The sequence below is a fragment of the Pseudonocardia xinjiangensis genome (assembly GCF_050948425.1).
Classification (GTDB): Bacteria; Actinomycetota; Actinomycetes; order Mycobacteriales; family Pseudonocardiaceae; genus Pseudonocardia; species Pseudonocardia xinjiangensis.
Map to the genome: position 1 here is coordinate 6,317,760 of NZ_CP192009.1, position 19,201 is coordinate 6,336,960.

Genomic DNA, 19,201 nt, shown 5'->3' on the forward strand with positions numbered 1-19,201 from the left:
CGCTCCACGACCGGTGGGCCGGCGGCGTGGGCGGTGCAACACGCTGAACAGGACGAACGGTAGGGGCAGCCCACCCTCGGGACGAACCATCGGCACGATCGCACTCGCACCAGGGCCGGGCTGCGTTAACCGGGCTCCGGCGCGCGGGCGGCGCTCCCGACCGGATCCACCGGTCGAGAGCACCGCTCGCGCGAACGGCTCCTGCGGCTCAGGTGGCCTTCGAGCCGACCCAGCTCATGAGGCCGCGCAGCTTCTCGCCGACCTGCTCGATCGGGTGCTCGGCACCCTCCTTCTGGAGGCGGCTGAAGTTCGGGCGGCCCGCCTCGTCCTCGGCCACCCACTCCTGCGCGAAGCGGCCGTCCTGGATCTCGGCGAGGATCTTGCGCATCTCGTCCTTGACGGCCGGCGTGATCACCCGCGGGCCGCGGGTGAGGTCGCCGTACTCGGCCGTGTCGGAGATCGAGAAGCGCTCGTTGGCGATGCCGCCCTCGTACATCAGGTCGACGATCAGCTTGAGCTCGTGCAGGCACTCGAAGTACGCGATCTCCGGCGCGTAGCCGGCCTCCGTGAGCACCTCGAACCCGGTCTGGACGAGTGCGGCGGCGCCACCACAGAGCACGGCCTGCTCACCGAACAGGTCGGTCTCGGTCTCCTCCTTGAACGTGGTCTCGATGACGCCAGCGCGGGCGCCGCCGATGGCCGCGGCGTAGGAGAGGGCGAGGGCCTTCGCGTTGCCGCTCGGGTCCTGCTCGACGGCGATCAGGCAGGGCACGCCCTTGCCGTCGACGAACTGGCGGCGCACGAGGTGGCCGGGCCCCTTCGGGGCGACCATCGCCACGTCGACGTCGGCAGGCGGCTTGATCAGCTCGTAGCGGATGTTGAAGCCGTGCCCGAAGAAGATCGCGTCGCCCGGCTGGAGGTGCGGCGCGATGTCGTCGGAGTAGATGTGGCGCTGCTTGGTGTCGGGCGCCAGGATCATGATCAGGTCGGCCTCGGCGGACGCCTCGGCGGGCGTCACCACCCGCAGGCCCTCGTCCGCTGCCTTCGCGCGGCTCTTCGAGCCCTCGGGCAGCCCGATCCGGACGTCGACCCCCGAGTCGCGCAGCGAGAGCGCGTGCGCGTGGCCCTGGCTGCCGTAGCCGATCACCGCGACCTTGCGGCCCTGGATGATCGAGAGATCGGCGTCGTCGTCGTAGTAGATGTTCACAGCCATGACTGGTGAAGGGTCCTTTCGGGGGTTGCTTAACGGATGGCAGCGGCGGCGGTGATCGAGCGGGGACCGCGGCCGACGGCCACCATCCCGGACTGCACCATCTCGCGGATGCCGAACGGCTCGAGGTTCTTGAGCAGGGCGCTGAGCTTGTCGGCGGTGCCGGTGGCCTCGATCGTGAGCGCCTCCGGCGTCACGTCCACCGCCTTGGCCCGGAACAGGTTGACGATCTCGAGCACCTGGCTGCGCACGCCGGGGTCGGCACGCACCTTGACCAGCAGGAGCTCGCGCTGCACGGATGCGGCAGGCTCGAGCTCCACGATCTTGATCACGTGGATGAGCTTGTTGAGCTGCTTGGTGACCTGCTCGAGGGGGAAGTCGTCGACCGCCACGACGATGGTCATGCGCGAGATGTCGGGGTGCTCGGTGGGCCCGACGGCGAGGGACTCGATGTTGAAGCCCCGCCGGGAGAACAGGCCCGAGATCCGGGCGAGCACACCCGGCTTGTCCTCGACGAGCACCGACAGCGTGTGCCGCTGGATCACGACTCCTCACCCTGCCTCATGGCCTCCGCCGCGACGGAGCCGGTGCCGGCGTCGTCGGCGACGATCTCGTCGGTGTCGAAGAGCGGCCGGATGTTGCGGGCCGCCATGATCTCGGAGTTGCCGGTGCCCGCGGCCACCATGGGCCACACCTGCGCGTCGGCGCCGACCACGAAGTCGATCACGACCGGGCGGTCGTTGATCTCCATCGCCTGCTGGATGACCTTGTCGACCTCGTCCTTGGACTCCGCGCGCAGGCCGACGCAGCCCATCGCCTCGGCCAGCAGCAGGAAGTCCGGGATGCGGTGCTTGTGCGTGCCGAGGTCGCTCTGCGAGTAGCGCTCGGAGTAGAAGAGCGTCTGCCACTGCCGGATCATGCCGAGGTTGCCGTTGTTGATGACGGCGACCTTGATCGGGATGCCCTCGAGCGCGCAGGTGGCGAGCTCCTGGTTGGTCATCTGGAAGCAGCCGTCGCCGTCGATGGCCCACACGACGCCCTCCGGAAGGCCCATCTTGGCGCCCATCGCGGCCGGCACCGCGTAGCCCATCGTGCCGAGTCCGCCCGAGTTGAGCCACGTGCGCGGCTTCTCGTACCTGACGAACTGCGCGGCCCACATCTGGTGCTGCCCGACGCCCGCCACGTACACGGCGTCCGGACCCGCGATCTGCCCGATCCGCTCGATCACGTACTCGGGTGACAGCGAGCCGTCGGCCGGCCAGTCGTAGCCCAGCGGGTAGGTGGAGCGCAGCCCGTCGAGCCTCGACCACCATGCGGTGAGGTCGGCGTGGCCGCGCTCGGCCCGCTCGGTGCGCAGCGCGTCGATGAGCTCGGCGATGACCTCCTTGGCGTCGCCCACGATCGGGACGTCCGCCCGGCGGTTCTTGGAGATCTCGGCCGGGTCGATGTCGGCGTGCACGACCGCCGCGTCGGGCGCGAAGCTGGCGAGATGGCCGGTGACCCGGTCGTCGAACCGCGCCCCGAGCGCGACGAGCAGGTCGGACTCCTGCATGGCGGCCACCGCGGTGACGGTGCCGTGCATGCCGGGCATCCCGACGTGCTGGCGGTGGCTGTCCGGGAAGACGCCGCGGGCCATCAGCGTGGTGACCACCGGGATACCGGTGAGCTCCGCCAGCTCCAGGAGCTCGGGCGAGGCCTCCGCCTTGAGCACGCCGCCACCGACGTAGAGCACCGGCCGCTGCGCCGAGCTGATCAGCTTGGCGGCCTCCCGGATCTGCTTGCCGTGCGGCCGGGTGGTGGGCCGGTAGCCGGGCAGCTGCAGCTCGGGGGGCCAGGAGAACGTGGTGCGTTCCTGCAGCACGTCCTTCGGAATGTCCACCAGCACCGGGCCGGGTCGGCCCGTGGACGCCAGGTGGAACGCCTCCGCGATGGCGCGCGGGATCTCCGCCGCGTCGGTCACGAGGGTGTTGTGCTTGGTCACCGGCATGGTGATGCCGGTGATGTCCGCTTCCTGGAACGCGTCGGTGCCGATCAGCGCGCGGGTCTGCTGACCGGTGATCGCGACGATCGGGACGGAGTCCATGTAGGCGTCGGCGATCGGGGTGACGAGGTTGGTCGCGCCCGGGCCCGACGTCGCCATGCAGACGCCCACCTTGCCCGTGGCCTGCGCGTACCCGGTGGCCGCGTGCCCCGCGCCCTGCTCATGGCGGACCAGCACGTGCCGCACGCGCGTCGAGTCGAGTAGCGGGTCGTAGGCGGGGAGGATGGTGCCGCCCGGAATACCGAAGACGACCTCGCAGCCCACCTCCTCGAGCGAGCGGACGAGCGACTGGGCGCCGGTCATGGGCACCCGGTCGAAGCGCAGGCCGGGAACGGCCTGCACCGGCGCCTGCTGGGCAGGGCTCGAACCGGGTTGGGAGCCCTGACGGCCCGGCGGCGGCGCCGGCTTCGGTCCCGACGGTCCGGGGACCGGGCCGGAACGGGGCGTTGCGGTGGTCATCTACGGTCAGCTCCGGGAGTTGGGGCCAGACATGAAAAAACCCCCGACCGCCGGGAGGCGGAACGAGGGTGGCGCGTCGACGACCGAGGGCTCGCTCAGGCGTGGACGCGCCTGCGAAGTACGAGCACCCGGACGGCTGACATGACCGCGACGCTAGACGGCCGCCGGTCGAGGCGTCAAATTTCCTGGGACCGATGTACCAGATGGTGGGACGCCTCCGACGGTCCGGGCCCGGTTGTCCGAATACCGGCGGGCCGGGACCCGACCGCCCACCCGCAGGTGGGGATCGGTCCCGGATGAGACGATGGCCGGGTGAGCACCACCGGCGACGAGCCCACCCCCCGCGCTGTCTTCCGCATCTCGCCGCTGACCAACCTCGCGGCGATCGGGATCGCGGTGTGCGCCACGCCGTTCGCGGCCTCCGGCCCGTTCCTGTGGCTGGTGTACCTCGTACCGATCGCGATGATCGTGTGGACGCTGCGGGTGCGCACCGTCGCCGATCCGGACGCGCTGACCATCCGCCGGATCGTCGGCGGCCGGCGCGTACCGTGGCCTGAGATCAGCTCGCTGCGCCTCGGCCACCGCTCACGACTGCGGGGTCGCGCCGGGGTCAGCGCGGTGCTGGCCGACGGTGCCGAGCTACCGCTCCCGGCCGTCGGAGTCCGAGACCTGCCCCAGCTCGCCGCCGTCAGCGGTGGCAGGCTGCCCGACCCGGCTGGAGAGTGAGCCCGATGCCGGCTCTGCGTTCCCGCGTCACCACCCACGGCCGCAACGCCGCCGGAGCACGTTCGCTCTGGCGCGCCACCGGCATGACCGACGACGACTTCGGCAGGCCGATCGTCGCCATCGCCAACTCCTACACGCAGTTCGTGCCCGGGCACGTGCACCTCAAGGACCTCGGCGACCTCGTCGCGGGAGCCATCCGCGAGGCGGGCGGCGTGGCGCGGGAGTTCCACACGATCGCCGTCGACGACGGCATCGCCATGGGCCACGGCGGCATGCTCTACTCGCTGCCCAGCCGCGAGGTGATCGCCGACGCCGTCGAGTACATGGTCAACGGCCACGCCGCCGACGCGCTGGTCTGCATCTCGAACTGCGACAAGATCACCCCCGGCATGCTGAACGCCGCGATGCGGCTGAACATCCCCACCGTGTTCGTCTCCGGCGGCCCGATGGAGGCCGGGAAGGCCGTCGTCGTCGACGGGGTGGCGCAGGCGCCCACCGACCTCATCACGGCGATCTCGGCGTCCGCCTCGCCGCAGGTGGACGACAGCGGCCTGGACCTCGTCGAGCGTTCGGCGTGCCCGACGTGCGGCTCCTGCTCCGGGATGTTCACCGCCAACTCGATGAACTGCCTCACCGAGGCGCTCGGGCTCGCCCTGCCCGGCAACGGCTCCACCCTGGCCACGCACGCCGCCCGCCGTGAGCTGTTCCTCGAGGCGGGCCGCACGGTGATGGCGCTCGCGAAGCGCTGGTACGCCGAGGACGACGCCTCCGTGCTGCCGCGGTCGATCGCCACCCGCAAGGCGTTCGAGAACGCGATGGCGCTCGACGTGGCCATGGGCGGCTCCACCAACACCGTGCTGCACATCCTCGCCGCCGCGCAGGAGGGCGAGATCGACTTCGACCTGGAGGCGATCGACGCGGTGTCGCGGCGGGTGCCGTGCCTGTCGAAGGTGTCGCCCAACTCGAACTACCACATGGAGGACGTCCACCGCGCCGGTGGCATCCCCGCCATCCTGGGTGAGCTGTGGCGGGCCGGCCTGCTCAACGAGGACGTGCACACGGTGCACTCCCCGTCGATGCGGGAGTGGCTCTCCGAGTGGGACGTCCGCGCGCAGGCGCCGTCGGAGAAGGCCGTGGAGCTGTACCACGCGGCACCGGGCGGGGTGCGCACCACGGAGGCGTTCTCCACGGAGAACCGCTGGTCCTCGCTCGACACCGACGCGGCGGGCGGGTGCATCCGCGACGCCGAGCACGCCTACACCGCCGACGGCGGCCTCGCCGTGCTGCGCGGCAACATCGCGCCCGACGGGGCCGTCATCAAGACCGCCGGCATCCCCGAGGACATCTGGCGCTTCTCCGGCCCCGCCCGCGTGGTGGAGAGCCAGGAGGAGGCCGTGTCGGTGATCCTCACCAAGCAGATCCAGCCCGGTGACGTGCTCGTGGTGCGCTACGAGGGCCCCGCGGGCGGGCCGGGGATGCAGGAGATGCTGCACCCCACCGCGTTCCTCAAGGGGGCGGGCCTCGGCGCGAAGTGCGCCCTGATCACCGACGGCCGCTTCTCCGGCGGGTCGAGCGGCATCTCGGTGGGGCACATCTCCCCCGAGGCCGCCGCCGGTGGTGTCATCGGCCTGATCGAGGACGGCGACACGGTGCTGATCGACGTCCGGAGCCGGACGATCGAGGTGCAGGTCGCCGACGAGGTGCTGGCCGAGCGCCGGGCCAAGATGGACGCCTCCGAGCGCCCGTGGCAGCCGAAGGACCGGGACCGCCAGGTGAGCAAGGCGCTGCGCGCCTACGCGGCACTGGCCACGAGCGCCCACACGGGAGCGGTCCGCCGGGTCCCGTAGGGCCCCCGAAGTTCAGGAAAGCCACTTTCAGGCCCGCAGAGGGCAGGAAAGTGGCTTTCCTGAACCCGTCACACGGGGGTGCGGAGCAGCACGAACACCAGCACGCCCGCCGCCACACCCACGATCAGCGCGAGCACGCCCCACGGGGCGGGGCGGCGGTGCCAGGTGCGGCCGTTGTCCAGCGCGATCCGTCCCGGCCCGGTGAAGATGAGCGCGGCGGCCGCGAGCCCGAGCACGACGTCCAGTTCCACGGCGTCGGCCCCCGCGGCCGAGGCGATGAAGAACCCGCTCGCCATCTTGACGAGCACCGCGTTGATCTTGATGGCGAGCAGGGCTGCGGCGGCGAGCGGTGTGACCACCCCCAGCACCACGAACGCCCCGGCCACGAGCTCGACGATCCCGGTGACCCAGGACAGGGTGGTGGTCTGCTCGTAGCCGAACCGGTCGAGCAGGCGGGCGAACCCCGCGACGCCCGGCCCGTCCCACATCCCGAAGACCTTCTGCATCCCGTGGGCGAAGAACGTGCCACCCACGGCGAACCGCAGGATCAGCAGCCCGACGTCGGTGCCGCCGTTCCAGGTCAGTGGCCTGCGGGTGGGGCGGGTGTCGCCCGGCTCCGACCCACCGAAACCGCTGCGGCCCGAACCGGGAAGTATCGACGTCGGCTGGTCGGTCATGCGCAGGGAGGGTAGCCGTCAGCGGCACGTTCGCCCAGGTGATGACGCCGGATTCGTGGATCAGTACCCGTTCTCGACGAGGTTCGGCGGCCGCTCACCCCGCGCGTACGCGCCGAGCTGCTCGGCCACCACCTCGTAGGCGCGCCGCATCGTGTTCGGGACGCTGCCGCCGACGTGCGGCGTGATCAGCAGCCCCGGGGCCGTCCACAGTGGATGGTCAGCGGGCAGCGGCTCCGGATCCGTCACGTCGAGCGCGCCGCGCAGCCGCCCGCTCGTCAGCTCGGCGGTGAGCGCGTCGGTGTCGGCGACGGGGCCGCGTGCCGCGTTGACCAGCACCGCCCCGTCGGGCATCGCGGCGAGGAACCCGGCGTCGACGAGCCCGCGGGTGTCGTCGGTGAGGGGCACGATCACCACGCAGGCGTCGTGGTGGGGCAGCAGGTCGTGCACCTCGTCGATGCCGTGTACGCCCGTCCTGGCCGTGCGGCCCACCAGCGTGACGTCCACGTCGAACGGGGCCAGGCGGCGCGCCGTGTTCTCGGCGACGTCCCCCGCCCCCACCACGAGCACGCGCTTGCCGGCCAGCTCCTCGGTGTAGTGGTAGTCCCAGCGTCGCTCGTCCTGCGCGCGGACGAAACGTGGGAGGTCGCGGTACACGGCGAGGAGGACCGCGACGACCCACTCCGCGGTGGCGCCCCCGTGGGCGCCCCGGCAGTCCGACAGCGCGACTCCGTCGGGGAGCCGGCCGACCCAGTGCTCCGCCCCCGCCGAGAGGAGTTGGACGAGCTGCAGGTTCGGCAGCTTCGCCGTCATGGCCACGGCCTCCTGTGTCGCCAGGAAGTCGGGGACCAGTACCTGTGCGGTCTCGGCGGCCTCGGGAAGCTCGCCGTCGACGTCGTACCGCACCGGGGAGATGCCGGGGACATCGGCGAGAGCCGACATCCCCTCGTCGTGCGGAACCAGAACAACGATGTCGCCCATGTCCCGACCCTAATGTCCGGCCGGAGAGGTGGCGGGCACCGTTCACGGGCCGCTCACCCCGTGCCGCATAGCCTGGGCCGCGTGGGAGGACGGGTGCGGCGGGCGGCGGCGACGGCGTTGCTGGGCCTGCTGCTGGCCGGGTGCGCGACGTTCCCCGACCAGGGCCCGCGGGAGTGGCGGGAGCAGGTGGAGGGCGCGGGTGAGCTCGGCGGCCCGCCGGTGGTCCCGGAACCCTCCCAGCCACCGGCACCGCCACCGGGGGGCAGCGCCGGGCAGCCCGGCTCGCCCCAGCCGCCCGGCGGCTGCGTCGATCCCGACCCGCAGGTCGTGGCCACGTGCCTGGAGCCCGTCGGCGCGATCGCGGTGCTGCCCGACGGCCGGTCGGCGCTCGTGGCCGAGCGGGCGACCGGGCGCGTGCTGCGGGTACAGCGGGGCTCCGACCCGGTACTGGTCACCACCGTGCCGGTCGACGCGAGCGGCGGCGGTGGTCTCACCGGCCTCGTCCTCTCGCCGTCGTACAAGGAGGACCAGCTCGTCTACGCCTACGCCACCACGCGCGAGGACAACCGCGTGGTGCGGATCGCCCCGGGGGAGGCGCCCAAGCCCGTGCTCACCGGCATCCCCCGCGGCCCCCGCAACAACGGCGGGGCGCTCGGCGTGGACGTCGACGGGTCGTTGCTGGTGGCCACGGGCGACGCGGGGGGCGACCCGGCGGTGCCGGGCTCGCTCGCCGGCAAGCTGCTGCGCATCGACACGCTGGGCCGGCCGGCGGAGGGCAACCCGGATCCCGGATCGCGCGTGCTCAGCTCGGGGCTGCGGGCGCCTGCCGGGATCTGCACCGACCCCGTGACCACGATGGCCTGGGTGACCGACCGGACCGGCACCCAGGACGTGCTGCACCTGGTGGTGCCGGGCCCGCTTCCCGCCCCGGCCTGGACCTGGCCCGACCGCCCCGGCGTCGCCGGGTGTGTGGCCCAGCCGGGGATGGTCGCGATCGCGCTGACCGGGGCCGCGGCACTGTTCGTGCTGCATCCCGGCGAGAACGCGGTGTTCACCGGCACTCCCGAGAAGATGCTCACCGGCACCTACGGCCGGCTGTCGGCGGCTGCCCTGGCTCCGGACGGCCTGCTCTGGCTGGGCACCGTCAACAAGGCGGGCGGCGCTCCCGTGCCCAGCGACGACCGGGTGATCCGCATCCAGCCGCCGTCAGGTGGCGGGGAGAGCCGCACCTGACGGCGCACCGGAGCGTCAGGCCGCCCGGGTGCCGCCCGCGCGGGCCATGGCGAGCGCGATGACCTGCGTGCGCTGGGTGGCGGAGAAGTTGTCGTCGCTGACCAGGACCAGGGTCCGCTCGCCGGTGCACACGTCCGGTCCCCAGGACATGCCCTCGATGTTCTCGAGCCGGTCGAGCCCCATGTCGGCGAGATCGACGAGCAGTGTCTTGCGCGCAGGCGTGATCGGAGCCCCGACCAGCGACGGCGCAGCGAGCACGTCGGTGGCGCGCGAGACGTCGGCCTCGTAGACGCGGACCCTGTTGCCCCGGCCGGCCACGAAAGCCCGCTCGAGGACGAGGAAGCGGGTGGAGGTGCCCGGGTCGCAGGCGAGGATCGACGACACCCCGGTGTTGCCGTCGGCCGCCGTGCCATCGGGCCCCGGGGGAAGGGGGTCGAGCTCGTAGGCGTACTGCGCGAGGATCTTCCCCTCCGACGACTGCACGGTCATCCTCGTCCGACGGCCCGCCAGCACCGTGGGCTCGGGCCCGTCCACCAGCAGTGGGTCCTCCAGTACCGAGACGACCAGGTTGCCGTGGCCGGCGTACGTGACGCTCTCGATGGCGCGGTCCTGCCTCGGGCCCAGCCCTCCCGAGTACAGCTCGCTGCAGGGGACCGGGAGGTCGCGGACGAAGCACCCGTCGGGCGTCGAGATGCGCAGCGCCGGGTCGACCACGATGCGCTCGCCCGCACCGGACTCGGCGAGGATCCCCTCCTGGCTCCACAGCATGTTGCCGGTGCGCGGGTCCACCCGGATCTCCTCGGGATCCACGGTCCCGAAGACGCCGCGGTCGGCCGGCGGGAAGCCGAACTGCTCGGGTCCCCATTGGTCGAGGGACGGATAAGCCTTTCCGTCCGGCCGTCGGAAGAATGTCACCCCCGTCAGGACGACGTCGTGCAGTCCGCCGGCGTCGAGTTCGATCTGCGCGGTGTAGAAGCGCGCTGGTGCGAGAACCGACCGGTCGTCACTCACGAGCAGGTATCGAGCGGCGCGGGTGTCGTAGTCGATGCCGGACAATCCGCCGACCGTCGTTCCCTGGAACTGCAGGTGGTGCGGCAGGATGCGTTCGCCGAGCAGGCGGACCGGGCCATACCGGCACCCGGGCCGCTGCCGGCCGGCGCGGCACTTCTCCTCCATCGGTACCCCCATGCATTCGTCGCCCCGGGTGCCGCGCGGGTGTTCCGCGGTCACACCAACTCCCACGTATCCGGGACGCCGGCGGCGCACGGACGTGGACGGAATCACATCCGCGCGGGGCCGCCATCGGGATATTCGAACAATCGCAATACTGACGGCGCCGACATGTCACCGGTTCACAACGCGCGGGACAACCGGCGCCGCACGTCGAGGATCGGCTCGGCGGCCGTGACCGTGCGCTCGCCCGTGTCGTAGCCGAGGTGCGGGTTGCGGTGCCGGCTCCGGCCGGGGACCACCGCGGGAGCCCGCAGGTGCACCTCGGGCACGCCGGTGCGGGCCACGATCTCGGCGACGTTCCCACCCCGGACGGAACCGCCCGCCATCACGGTGATGCGCTCCTCGGCCCGTCCGACGAGCCCCGCGAGCGTGGCGGCACCGTCGAGCGCGGTGGCCCGGCCCCCGGAGGTGAGCACGCGGGCCACGCCGAGCCCGATCAGCACGTCGAGTGCCGCCGCCAGGTCCCGGGTGGCGTCGAACGCCCGGTGGAAGGTCACGGGCGCGTCCCCGCACGCCTCCAGCAACATCCGCAGCACCGGGACGTCGACCTCGCCGTCCGGGGTCAGCGCGCCGAGCACGAACCCCACGGGCAGGGGTGAGCCCGCCCGCAGCCGCGCCACCGCCCGGATGTCCGCGCACATGACGCCCACCTCGTCGGGCGTGTGGACGAAGTCGCCGCCGCGCGGGCGCACCAGCACGTTGACGCCGATCTCGCGGACCGTGCCGAGCACCGCCTCGACCGTGCCGATGCTGGGCGTCGTGCCGCCCTCGGCCAGCCCGGCGCACAGCTCCAGGCGGTCCGCCCCGGCGTCCTCGGCGACCCGCGCCCCGGCGACGTCGTCCAGGCACACCTCCACGACCGTCACGGGGTGCCCGTCACGGGATCAGCTCCGGTTCGAGCGCGGGCGGGTCCATGAGCGGCTGGAACGGGTAGACCGGCCCGTCGAGGTCGTGGTGCCCCAGCCGCAGCAGGTCCTGGTCGACGCCGCCCGGTGTGAGCGCGAGCATCCAGCCCGCGGACATCTCGAACAGCTCCGGTTGCAGGTAGCCGATCTTGACCACCACGAGATCCGCGCCGTGGCGGGGGTCGAGGCCGAGGCGGGTGAAGTCCACCTCGTCGTGGAACGGGCGCCGCCGCTCGGTGATGATCACCGAGATCGCCCCAGCCGCGACGACGGCCAGGACGCCGCCGCGCGGGTCGTCGGGCACCACGGCGGTGACGGTGCCGGTCAGCTCGGCGGGAGGTGCGGACGCCGTGTCGATCTTGCCGCCGACACTGAGCGAGACGGTGGCGCCCACCCCCGCCGCGGCGGCCGCCCGGGTCGAGTCGGCGTCGGCGATGCTCGCGTAGATCACCGAGGCGCCACTGGCCGCCAGGTCCTCGTCGGCCAGCAGCTCCCGCAGCGCGTAGGAGGCGTCCCCGGCTCCGCCCGCCGTGGGGTTGTCGCCGGAGTCGCTGATGTAGAACGGCCGCTGCGGGCTCGCGAGCGCGGCACGGACGCACTCGGCCAGCGGGGCGGACGGGGCGGCGAGCCCGAAGTCGGCTCGGGCGTCCCAGTAGCTACGGGCCAGCTCCCTGGCGCCCGCCAGCAGCGTCTCCTCGTCGTCGCCGGAGACCACCACGGCGGCGCGGTTGCGCGGCTCGTCGGCCCACACGTAGCCGACCCAGACGGCGGCGTCGAGCACGCCGCCTTGCGCCTCCACCTGCGGAACCCTGGCGTAGATGCTCTTGGCCGGGTCCACGCGCGTGCTGGTGCGCTCACCGGGGAGCAGGACGGGCACCTGCACCCACGCCTTCTTCGGCCGGCCACCGGCCCGCAGCCGCGACACGAGGTTGCGCGCGGCGCGGGCCCGCGACTCCCACGCGTCCTCGTGCGGGGCCATCCGGTAGCAGGTGATGAGGTCGACGGTCGTCGCCAGCTCCCGCGACACGTTGCCGTGCAGGTCCATGGACGCCGACAGCAGCACGTCCGGCCCGACGACGGCGCGGACCTCCCGGGTGAGCCGGGCCTCGGCGTCGCGCCTGCCCTGCACCGTCATGGCGCCGTGGATGTCGAGGAAGACGCCGTCGAGCGGGCCGGCGGCGCCGAGCCGCTCCAGCGTCTCGGCCTCGAGCGTGTCGTAGGCGTCGGGCAGCACCGGGCCGCCCGGCATGGCGGCGGCGTGCACCAGCGGCACCCACTCCACGTCCCGTGCCCAGGCGTGCTCGGGGACATCGGGCCTGCGGAGGAAGTCGTAGCGGTCCAGCAGTTCCTTGCCACGCACGACGTGGAACTCCTCCAGCGTGGTGCGGTGCAGGCAGAACGTGCTGCTCTCGATGGCGATGCCGGCGATGGCGATGCGCAGCTTCCGGTCGGTCACGGCAGGGATGCCCTTTCGGTGCTGACGAGCCCGGCGGTGCCGGGCGTGGTCGGTTGCGTGATCGGTCAGGCCGGGACCTCGGTGCCGCAGCCCAGCCGGGCCAGCGCGGCCGCGCCGACCGCCACGGCGGCGGCACCGAGCGCGGTCAGCCGGATGTCGGGCAGCGGCCCGAAGAGTGGCGGGTGCGCGGCCACCACCTCGTGCACGACGGGGGCGAGCAGGTCCCACGCGCCCGTCACGCCGCCCCCGACCACCACCCTGTCGGCGGCGAGGAGCCGGGTGGCCGCCACGATCGTCATGCCCAGCGCGCGTGCCGCGTCGGTGAAGACCTCGACGGCCCGTTCGTCGCCCGCCCGGGCCGCCGCCGCGACGTCCGCCGCCGACGCCGCCGTCCCCCCGCGCGCGAGGTAGCGGCGGAGCAGGGAACGGCCTGCGGCCAGCGTCTCCAGGTGACCACGACGTCCGCAGCTGCACGGCTCGTCGCCGTAGCCCGGCAGGTGCCCGAGCTCACCGGCGCCGCCGTCGCGGCCGTGCAGGATCCGCCCGCCCGACCACAGCGCCCCGCCGACGCCGGTGCCGAGCGTGATGCCCACCCCGTCCTCGACGCCGCGCAGCGCACCGGCCGCCACCTCGCCGATGAGGAAGCAGTTCACGTCGTTGTCGGCCACGACCGGCAGGTCGACCCGCTCACGGAGGCCGGCGGCGACGGGCGTGCCCTCCCAGCCGTGGAACGAGTCGCTGGCCCGCACGATCCGGCCCGACCGCGGGTCGAGCATGCCGGCGGCGGCCACCCCGACGCCGTGCACGGTGTCGACGGCCTGCCCGCGCAGCCGCAGGACCAGCCGCGCGGCGCCGTCCAGCATCGCGGCGGCACCGCTGCGCGCCGGGGTCGGGGCGCTCGCCTCCGCTCCCACGAGCAGGTCGTCATCGCACAGGACGGCGTGCGTGGTGGTTCCCCCGATGTCCAACCCGATGAAGGACATGGGTCAGCCGGCCAGAGCGCGGGCGGACTCCCGCAGCACGGCGTCGGCCGCGGCGCGCCGCGCCGCCTGCTGGACCGGGTCGGGAACGGGGACGGAGCTGATCAGGAGCCTGGTGTAGTCCTCACGGGGCCGGTGCAGCACGTCCTGCGTCGCGCCTTCCTCGACGATCCGGCCGCCGAGCAGCACCACCACGCGGTGCGCGACGGACTCCACGACCGCGAGGTCGTGGCTGATGAACAGGCACCCGAAGCCGTGCACGGCCTGCAGCTCGGTGAGCAGGCGCAGCACCGTCTCCTGCACCGAGACGTCCAGCGCGCTGGTGGGTTCGTCGGCGATCACCAGGTCCGGCTCCAGGGACAGTGCCCTGGCCAGCCCCACCCGCTGCCGCTGCCCACCCGACATCTCGTGGGGGTAGCGGTCCGCGGCGGCCGCGGGCAGCCGGACGTCGTCGAGCAGCCGCCGCACCCGCTGCTGCCGTTCCGCGCGCGAGCCGACCCGGTGGATCACCATCGGCTCCGCGACGCTGTCGCCGACCGTCATACGTGGGTCGAGGGCGGACGCCGGGTTCTGCAGCACGACGCCCACACCCCGGCGCACCCTGCGGCCGCGGGAACCGCGCAGCCTGCGCTGGTCGACACCGAGCAGCGTGACGTGCCCCGCCGTCGCGGGCACCAGGCCCAGCGCGCAGCGGCCGATGGTCGACTTGCCCGAGCCGGACTCCCCCACCAGCCCGACGACCTCGCCGCGGCGCACCGCGAGCGTGACGTCGCCGACCGCGCGCACCGCGGGCCGTCCCAGCGTGCGGTACTCGACGCGGACCTCCTGCAGGTCGAGCACCGTCGGCGGTCGGTCCGCCGCCGGCTCGTCCGTCGCCGCGGCCCGGGAACCGCTGCCCAGGCGCGGCACGGCGGCGAGCAGCGCCGTCGTGTACTCGTGCTGCGGATCCGTGAGCACCTGCTCGGCGGTGCCGACCTCGACCACAACCCCGTCGCGCATCACCGCGACCCGGTCGGCCAGGTCCGCGACCACCCCCATGTTGTGGGTGATGAGCAGGATGGCCGTGCCCCGGGAGTCGCGCAGCTCGCGCAGCAGCCGCATGATCTGCGCCTGCACGGTCACGTCGAGTGCCGTGGTCGGCTCGTCGGCGATGATCACCGCCGGGTTGCAGGCCACCGCCATCGCGATGACCACGCGCTGGCACAGCCCGCCGGACAGCTGGTGCGGGTAGGCCCGCATCCGCTCGGCGGCCTCGGGGATGCCGACCGCCTCGAGCAGCTCCAGGGTGCGCTCACGCACCTGCGCCGCCGTCAGGTTCTCGTGGTTGGTGAGGGCCTCACCGATCTGGTCGCCCACCGTCAGCACCGGGTTCAGCGCGGTCGTCGGCTCCTGGAACACCATGCCGATCTCGCGCCCGCGCATGTCCCGCAGCTCGGCAGGCCCGAGCCGGGTGACGTCCCGGTCCCCGACGAGCAGCCTGCCCGCCACCTGGGCGTCCGGGGGCAGCAGCCCCATCGCGGCCAGCGCGGTCACGCTCTTGCCGGACCCGGACTCGCCGACCAGGGCGAGCACCTCCCCCCGGCGCAGCTCCAGGTCCACCCCGCGGACCGCGTCGACGCGCGACTCCCCGCCGGGGAAGCTGATGCGCAGGTCGCGAACGGTGAGTACCGGGGCGCTGTCGGCAGCGCTGTCAGCGGCGGCCTCGGTCATCGGCTCCTCCGGATCTCGAAGGCGTCGCGGAGCCCGTCACCGATGAGGTTGAACGCGCAGACGACCAGGACGATGGCCAGCCCCGGCGGGAAGATGAGCCACCACGCGCCGGAGTAGATGTTGGTGACCCCGTCGCTGAGCATGCCGCCCCAGTCCGTGGCGGGCGGCGGGACGCCGAGGCCGAGGAAGCTGACGTAGGCGATGAGCAGGATCGCGTCGGCCACCTGGAAGGTGGCGTTCACGGTGATCGTGCCGACCGTGTTCGGCACGATGTGGCGCAGGATGATCCGCGTACCGCTGCCGCCGACCGCCCGCACCGCGGCCACGTAGTCGCGGGTGCGCAGCGACAGCGCCTCGGCCCGCACCAGCCGGGCCGGCACCAGCCAGGACACGAACCCGAGGATCAGCACCATGCTCGTGACGCTCGGCCGGATGATCGCCGCGGCGGTCAGGAGCAGGAAGAGCGCGGGTATCGCGATCCCGGCGTCGACCACGCGCATCATGACGGCGTCGACCCGGCCGCCGAAGTACCCGGACACGGCCCCGTAGACGGTGCCGATCACGGTGGCCAGCAACCCGGTGGCGATCCCGATGATCAGCGAGGTGCGGCCGCCGATCATCAGGCGGCCGAGCACGTCGTGGCCGACGCCGTCGGTGCCGAGCAGGTGCCCGGCGCTGCCCGGTCGCAGGCTCGCCTCCTGCAGGTTGGTGACGCTCTGGTCGGCCGGGTAGACGAGCGGCCCGAGGAAGCTGAACACCACCAGCAGGCCGACGACCACGAGGCCCGCGGCGGCCAGCCGGTGGCGGACGAGCCTGCGCAGCACCGACGCCGCCCGCGGCGCCGGGACCGTGGCCGGCACCTCGGGTACCGGTGGGGGCTGGGCGACGGCGGTCATCGGTGGGCTCCTCGGACGCGGGGGTCGATCAGCGCCTGCAGCAGGTCGGCGAGCAGGGAGCCGATGACGGTGGCGGTGGCGATCACCAGGACGACACCGAGCAGCACCGGGTAGTCCGAGACCTGCGCCGCGTTCCAGAAGGCGAGGCCCATGCCCGGATAGTTGAAGATCGACTCGGTGACGAGCGCCCCACCGAACAGGACGGGGATGTGGTAGCCGAGCATCGTGATCACCGGTGTGAGGCTGTTGCGCCCCACGTGCCGCCAGATCACCCGGCGCTCGACGGTGCCCTTGGCCCGGGCGGTGCGCACGTAGTCCTCGGCGAGGTTGTCGAGTGTGGACGAACGCATGTACCGGCTGAACGACGCGATGGCCGTGACCGCGCCGGTCGCGACCGGGAGCACCAGCGCGGCGGGTTCGGCGAGGATGCCGGCCAGCGTGTCGGCCTGCGGAGCCTGCGCCGGGAACAGCGGGATGGCCTGCGAGAACAGCAGGATCGCCAGGAAGGCGAGGAAGAACGCCGGCGTGGAGTAGGCCAGGAACGTCAGCGCGGTCACCACGTAGTCGCCCGCGCGGTTGCGCCGGACGGCCTGCCACACGCCCAGCGGGACCGCGACGGCCATCGCGACCAGGGTCGAGACCCCCGTCAGCAGCAGCGTCTTGGGCAACCGCTGGGCGACGACGGCCGAGACGTCCTGGTTGAGCGCGAACGACCGTCCGAGGTCGCCGTGCAGCAGCCTGCCGAGGTACTGCAGGTACTGCAGGACGAGCGGCTGGTCGAAGCCCTGCTGGTGGTTGAAGTCGGCCATCTGCGCGGGGGTGGCGCGGATGCCGAGGATCGCCCGGGCCGGCCCTCCCGGCAGGGAGTGCAGCAGCGCGAACACGATCACCGTCACGATCAGCACCACGACCACGGCCTGCAGCAGGCGGCCGACGACGTACCGCGTCACTTCGTGCGGTACCAGCGCTGCGGGTGGATGACGGCCTGCGGGTCCTGCGACACGCCCTGCAGGTCCTGCTTGATCGCCGACACCTGGTAGACCGGCTCGGGCAGCCACATCCCGGGCAGGTCGGTGGCCACCTCCTTGCTGACGGCCTGCATCGCGCTCGGGTCGTTGCTCAGCCTGGCCGCGTCCTCGAGGGAGTCGACCTGCGGGTTGCTGTAGCTGCCGAAGTTGCCGGTGCCCGGCGTGCTGAACATGACGTCGGTCATCGGGTAGGTGTCGAGGTACCACGCACCCCGGGAGCCGAAGAAGGACGCCTGCCACCCGCACTGGGCACCGGGGGCGCAGGGCTTGGTGTCGGCGAGCACCGTGTTGAGCGGCGCGGTGCGGATCGTCATCGCGATCCCGGCCTTGGCCAGCGAGGACTGCAGTTCCTGCATCATGGCGTCGGTCTCGGGCGAGCCGCTCTGGCTGTACATCTCGAACTGCAGGCGGGTGCCCGCCGCGATCCCGTCGCCACACTGGTCGACGCCGGTGCCGGGGCGGGCGCACACGACGATCCCGTCGGCGCCGGGCTGCCAGCCGTGGCCGGTGAGCTGCGCCTTCGCCGCTGCGGTGTCGAAGGGGTAGAGGTTCGTCTTCTGCGCGTCGGAGAGGAAGTCGCCCGCCGGCTGCTGGGGCACCGGCCCGTAGGTCGGCAGCGCCGTGCCCTTCCAGATGACCTTCGCGATGCCGTCCTGGTCGACCGAGCGCTGGATCGCCTGCCGGATGTAGTCCTGCCGGAACAGCGGGCCCGCCGTGGCGTCGTTGAAGTTGTACGGCGCGAAGTTGATCGCCCATGCGTCCCAGTTCTGCACCCGGTACTTCAGCCCCTCCACGCGCGGCTTCTGCGCGAGCGAGGCGATGGGGAGGTAGCCGTAGTCGACGTCACCGGCCAGCACCGCGTTGAAGGCGGCGTCCTCGGAGGTGAAGGGCACCATGTCGACGGTGTCGAGGTGCGCGGCGTCGGGTCCGGTGTAGGCGGGGTTCTTCCTCAGCGTGACCCGGCCGGTGGTGCTGAAGGCGTCCAGGGTGAACGGCCCGTCGACCACCTTCCACAGCGGGTTGGTGGCGTAGGTGTCGAGCGACGACGCCTGACCGGTGAGGTAGGTCCAGACGCGCTGCGCGCCTGCCGGGTCGCGGTCGAGGTCACCGACGGGGCCGGCGTCGGAGTCCTTGTCCCAGGCGTGCTGGGGGATGGCGTACATCAGGCTGAGCTGGTTGGCCTCGATCCACTGCTGGTTGTAGGCGCGGTCGAACGTCATGCTGAACGACTTGTCGTCGACCGTGGTGAACGCCGTGACGTTGTCGGGGAAGTTGCCCTCGACGTACTGGGACCACGCCGTCTTGTTGGCCTTCACCAGGTTGAACCAGAACTCCACGTCGCGGGACGTGACCGGCTTGCCGTCGCTCCAGCTCAGGCCGCCGAGGGTGATCGTGGCGGTGCGCCCGTCGGCGGACCAGGTGGGGGTGGCGGTGGCCAGGCTGCCCTTGGCGTCGAAGCCGAGCGGCCCGTTCTCCGCCGTGTACAGGTAGAGCGGCGTCCACAGGGCGAACCGGACCGACGCGTTGAACGTGGCCGTCTTGCCCGAGATGGACAGCGGCAGGATCCAGTTCGGGGTGGACCCGGCCGGCTGGGCGTAGCTGGCCGTGCCGCCCTCCACCGGCGCGCCGCCGCCGGTGGAGGCCTGCTGGCCCGCTCCGCCGCCGCACGCGGCGAGCACGAGGCCCGCGCAGAGCAGAGCGGCGGCCGCGGGGAGGCCTCGAAGTCGCGCGGAAGTCATGCAGCGCAAGGTAGGGCGAGATGGATCATCTCAAGTAGAGGTAGCGGAAGAAGTTAACCGAAGAGAAATCTTAAGTGGCCGAT

The 19,201-nt window shown here is 72.6% G+C and carries 16 protein-coding genes; 3 read left to right on the forward strand and 13 right to left on the reverse strand.

Annotation, left to right across the window (positions count from 1 at the left end; genetic code table 11):
- Window positions 1-208 precede the first annotated feature (208 nt).
- From ilvC to ACQPZA_RS29730, 3 genes are read right to left on the reverse strand one after another with little or no spacing between them, the layout of a single operon-like run.
- The gene (gene ilvC, locus ACQPZA_RS29720) at window positions 209-1,213 is read right to left on the reverse strand and encodes a ketol-acid reductoisomerase (RefSeq protein ID WP_169394437.1); all 1,005 of its coding nucleotides are present in this window, start codon (window positions 1,211-1,213) and stop codon (window positions 209-211) included.
- Between the two features lie 29 nt (window positions 1,214-1,242).
- The gene (gene ilvN, locus ACQPZA_RS29725) at window positions 1,243-1,752 is read right to left on the reverse strand and encodes an acetolactate synthase small subunit (RefSeq protein ID WP_169394448.1); all 510 of its coding nucleotides are present in this window, start codon (window positions 1,750-1,752) and stop codon (window positions 1,243-1,245) included.
- Window positions 1,752-3,710 (reverse strand): acetolactate synthase large subunit, encoded by a 1,959-nt coding sequence (locus ACQPZA_RS29730; RefSeq protein WP_433275425.1) that lies wholly within the window; start codon window positions 3,708-3,710, stop codon window positions 1,752-1,754. Before ACQPZA_RS29730 ends, ilvN begins: the two co-directional genes overlap by 1 nt.
- A gap of 312 nt (window positions 3,711-4,022) precedes the next feature.
- Between ACQPZA_RS29730 and ACQPZA_RS29735 the strand changes: the two genes are divergently transcribed.
- Both ACQPZA_RS29735 and ilvD read left to right on the forward strand, forming a co-directional pair.
- Window positions 4,023-4,436: a PH domain-containing protein gene (locus tag ACQPZA_RS29735; RefSeq protein WP_433275426.1), complete on the forward strand. Its 414-nt coding sequence runs from the start codon at window positions 4,023-4,025 to the stop codon at window positions 4,434-4,436.
- A gap of 5 nt (window positions 4,437-4,441) precedes the next feature.
- Window positions 4,442-6,283, forward strand: coding sequence for a dihydroxy-acid dehydratase (ilvD, locus tag ACQPZA_RS29740; RefSeq protein WP_433275427.1), 1,842 nt, complete (start codon window positions 4,442-4,444; stop codon window positions 6,281-6,283).
- Between the two features lie 68 nt (window positions 6,284-6,351).
- On the opposite strand, the gene ACQPZA_RS29745 is transcribed toward ilvD, so the two are convergent.
- Both ACQPZA_RS29745 and ACQPZA_RS29750 read right to left on the reverse strand, forming a co-directional pair.
- Window positions 6,352-6,960 carry a DoxX family protein gene (locus tag ACQPZA_RS29745; RefSeq protein WP_433275428.1) on the reverse strand — a complete coding sequence of 203 codons (609 nt, stop codon included), beginning with the start codon at window positions 6,958-6,960 and terminating at the stop codon, window positions 6,352-6,354.
- A 60-nt stretch (window positions 6,961-7,020) separates the two neighbouring features.
- Window positions 7,021-7,938 (reverse strand): 2-hydroxyacid dehydrogenase, encoded by a 918-nt coding sequence (locus ACQPZA_RS29750; protein WP_433275429.1) that lies wholly within the window; start codon window positions 7,936-7,938, stop codon window positions 7,021-7,023.
- Between the two features lie 81 nt (window positions 7,939-8,019).
- Here ACQPZA_RS29750 and ACQPZA_RS29755 point away from each other — a divergent pair, with 81 nt between their 5' ends.
- Window positions 8,020-9,171 (forward strand): PQQ-dependent sugar dehydrogenase, encoded by a 1,152-nt coding sequence (locus tag ACQPZA_RS29755; protein WP_433275430.1) that lies wholly within the window; start codon window positions 8,020-8,022, stop codon window positions 9,169-9,171.
- Between the two features lie 15 nt (window positions 9,172-9,186).
- On the opposite strand, the gene ACQPZA_RS29760 is transcribed toward ACQPZA_RS29755, so the two are convergent.
- From ACQPZA_RS29760 to ACQPZA_RS29795, 8 genes are all read right to left on the reverse strand, one after another.
- Window positions 9,187-10,401 carry an esterase-like activity of phytase family protein gene (locus tag ACQPZA_RS29760; protein WP_433275431.1) on the reverse strand — a complete coding sequence of 405 codons (1,215 nt, stop codon included), beginning with the start codon at window positions 10,399-10,401 and terminating at the stop codon, window positions 9,187-9,189.
- 122 nt (window positions 10,402-10,523) lie between these two features.
- The gene (locus tag ACQPZA_RS29765) at window positions 10,524-11,270 is read right to left on the reverse strand and encodes a copper homeostasis protein CutC (protein WP_433275432.1); all 747 of its coding nucleotides are present in this window, start codon (window positions 11,268-11,270) and stop codon (window positions 10,524-10,526) included.
- A 10-nt stretch (window positions 11,271-11,280) separates the two neighbouring features.
- Entirely contained in the window at window positions 11,281-12,765 is a 1,485-nt protein-coding gene (locus ACQPZA_RS29770; protein ID WP_433275433.1) for a M81 family metallopeptidase, read from the reverse strand.
- Between the two features lie 65 nt (window positions 12,766-12,830).
- Entirely contained in the window at window positions 12,831-13,748 is a 918-nt protein-coding gene (locus ACQPZA_RS29775) for an ROK family protein (protein WP_433275434.1), read from the reverse strand.
- A gap of 3 nt (window positions 13,749-13,751) precedes the next feature.
- Window positions 13,752-15,455: a dipeptide ABC transporter ATP-binding protein gene (locus tag ACQPZA_RS29780; protein ID WP_433275435.1), complete on the reverse strand. Its 1,704-nt coding sequence runs from the start codon at window positions 15,453-15,455 to the stop codon at window positions 13,752-13,754.
- Window positions 15,452-16,351, reverse strand: a complete 900-nt coding sequence (locus ACQPZA_RS29785; RefSeq protein ID WP_433275436.1) for an ABC transporter permease — start codon at window positions 16,349-16,351, stop codon at window positions 15,452-15,454. The genes ACQPZA_RS29780 and ACQPZA_RS29785 overlap by 4 nt, the downstream gene beginning before the upstream one ends.
- A complete protein-coding gene (locus tag ACQPZA_RS29790; protein WP_433275437.1) occupies window positions 16,348-17,301 on the reverse strand; it encodes an ABC transporter permease in 954 nt (317 codons plus the stop codon). Before ACQPZA_RS29790 ends, ACQPZA_RS29785 begins: the two co-directional genes overlap by 4 nt.
- Entirely contained in the window at window positions 17,298-19,118 is a 1,821-nt protein-coding gene (locus ACQPZA_RS29795) for a peptide ABC transporter substrate-binding protein (RefSeq protein ID WP_433275438.1), read from the reverse strand. Before ACQPZA_RS29795 ends, ACQPZA_RS29790 begins: the two co-directional genes overlap by 4 nt.
- Window positions 19,119-19,201 lie beyond the last annotated feature (83 nt).

What these genes read in the sequence shown, in the direction of transcription:
- ACQPZA_RS29745 (WP_433275428.1), bottom strand. Translation starts at nt 6,960, where the DNA reads ATGACCGACCAGCCGACGTCGATACTTCCCGGTTCGGGCCGCAGCGGT.
- ilvC (WP_169394437.1), bottom strand. Translation starts at nt 1,213, where the DNA reads ATGGCTGTGAACATCTACTACGACGACGACGCCGATCTCTCGATCATC.
- ACQPZA_RS29795 (WP_433275438.1), bottom strand. Translation starts at nt 19,118, where the DNA reads ATGACTTCCGCGCGACTTCGAGGCCTCCCCGCGGCCGCCGCTCTGCTC.
- ACQPZA_RS29730 (WP_433275425.1), bottom strand. Translation starts at nt 3,710, where the DNA reads ATGACCACCGCAACGCCCCGTTCCGGCCCGGTCCCCGGACCGTCGGGA.
- ACQPZA_RS29750 (WP_433275429.1), bottom strand. Translation starts at nt 7,938, where the DNA reads ATGGGCGACATCGTTGTTCTGGTTCCGCACGACGAGGGGATGTCGGCT.
- ACQPZA_RS29780 (WP_433275435.1), bottom strand. Translation starts at nt 15,455, where the DNA reads ATGACCGAGGCCGCCGCTGACAGCGCTGCCGACAGCGCCCCGGTACTC.
- ACQPZA_RS29785 (WP_433275436.1), bottom strand. Translation starts at nt 16,351, where the DNA reads ATGACCGCCGTCGCCCAGCCCCCACCGGTACCCGAGGTGCCGGCCACG.
- ilvD (WP_433275427.1), top strand. Translation starts at nt 4,442, where the DNA reads ATGCCGGCTCTGCGTTCCCGCGTCACCACCCACGGCCGCAACGCCGCC.
- ACQPZA_RS29775 (WP_433275434.1), bottom strand. Translation starts at nt 13,748, where the DNA reads ATGTCCTTCATCGGGTTGGACATCGGGGGAACCACCACGCACGCCGTC.